The 1,950-nt window shown below is 38.5% G+C and carries 1 protein-coding gene; it reads right to left on the reverse strand.

Annotation, left to right across the window (positions count from 1 at the left end; all coding sequences use genetic code 11):
* Positions 1-1,950 (reverse strand): T9SS type B sorting domain-containing protein (locus tag DFQ09_RS18470; protein WP_147298380.1); only part of this gene is annotated, 1,950 nt, incomplete at both ends.

Consider the following 1,950-nt stretch of genomic DNA (forward strand, 5'->3'; position numbering starts at 1 on the left):
TAAAATGGGCTTTAAATTCTTTACGTACTCCGTCGCTTGGTTCGTCGTACTCTACTGTAAACCAGTAGTCACTTGTTGGCATAGCTTCATTATTAAACGTTCCATCCCAACCATTGCCATCAGGACTTAACTGCTTTAATAATTTTCCGTACCGGTCAAATATATAAATTTTTGCATTACTTCCAACACCTTCAATGTTCCAAGTTTCATTATTTCCATCTCCGTTGGGCGTAAAAAACAGTGGATAGTCGATAATAAACCTTGAGGTTGTTATTAATCCACAACCATTTTTGTCTCTTGCCGTGATCTCATGGTCTCCCGCTGATAAGCCTGTAAAGATCGTTTCATCTTGCCATGGTCCTCCGTCTAAACTGTATTCATAAACACCTATTCCTATGGCTATAGCTTCTAAACTGTGATTATCTGCAAAAGCCGGTGTTAAGAGTTCTACGGTTAAACTTGGTGGTTCACTTTCTATGACGTCTGTAGTATCAAAATTAGTACAGTTGGTTACCGTTGATGTGCTCATGTCAGTTACTAAGACACTATAGCTTCCTCCTTCTGTTGGTATAATACTTGGACCTGTTGCTCCTGGTATAACAGCGCTATTATAGCTCCACTCAAAACTATAGTCCGTTGCTGATAAACCTGTATCTATCACTAATGGATCTAATGTTTCAGTACCATTAGTATTTAAACATAGGATATACGTCTCTTCTAAATCAAATTCTGGTAACGGATTAACTTGTAAAGTAACTTCTGCTACGGCATAACATATAGAAGTATCATTACCTGTGGTACCATCTGGTGTATCATTATCTACTCGTGCATAAATAACTTGTGGGTTAACTGTATTTTCATACAGTGTTGGTAATGGATTTACCTTTAAGTCCGCATCGTCTTGGGTTTCATAATACGTCACAATGTAGCTTAGTGGATCTTGACCATCCAAGACTTCTGGGTCTCTTGTGGTTAAATCAAACTGTGCACTATCATTGGTTGGATCTCCATCGATTTCCATCTCATCATCACAGGTTTCATAAAGAATTGGTGCCATGTTTGGATTGGCTTGTGCTGCTTCTTGCACTTCGATATTAAAACTTTGTGTGCTAATTGAACATCCTGTAACATTGTTTGTAATGGTCACAAATATCTGCTGTGGGTTGCTTGTGTTTGTGTACAAACTAACTAAACCATTCATACCAGCTTCGGCATCACCTAAATTATCGTGATAGCTCACTATAAACTGTGTTGGATCTTGACCGTTTAAGACTTCTGCGTCTTTTGTGGTTAAATCAAAACTATCGACACCATCAGTGAATAATTCACATTGTATAAAATCCGTTACGGCCACAACTGCTGGTAATGGATGCACTATGATTGTAAAATCAACTAATGCATAACAGCCAGTAGCATCATTAGTCACCCTTACATAAATCTCTTGCTCTGGTGTTTCTGTATTGCTATACTGTGTTGGATCTGGTATCACATTGCTTGCTGAGTTAGCATCGTCTAAACTCTCATAGTAGCTTGCTGTAACTCCGGCTTCTCCATTTAGAATTAGAATTTCATTTTCTGTAAGATCAAAAACCTCTACTCCATCTCCTGTATTAACGTCATCACACAACTCTAAGTTTGGTAATTGATCGCTTGGTGTTGGTGTTGGGTTTGGTAATACTCTTATGGTTAATGTTGCAAAATCTACACAACCTGTATTGGTATCGGTAACCACCACATATAGTGTTTGTGGGTTAGCTCCTAATCCGTTTATAGATGTATTGGTATACTGTGTGGGATCTGGAATTACATTCGTCTGAGATTGTGCATCGGCATTGGTCTCATAATACGCTACAGACCAACTTGCATTGCCTCCTGTGATTTCATTATCCTTCACTGTTAAATCAAAAGACGTAAACTCATCTCCTGGTGTTTCACCTAAGTCATCACACA

The sequence above is a fragment of the Winogradskyella pacifica genome (genome assembly GCF_003386275.1).
Lineage (GTDB): Bacteria > Bacteroidota > Bacteroidia > Flavobacteriales > Flavobacteriaceae > Winogradskyella > Winogradskyella pacifica.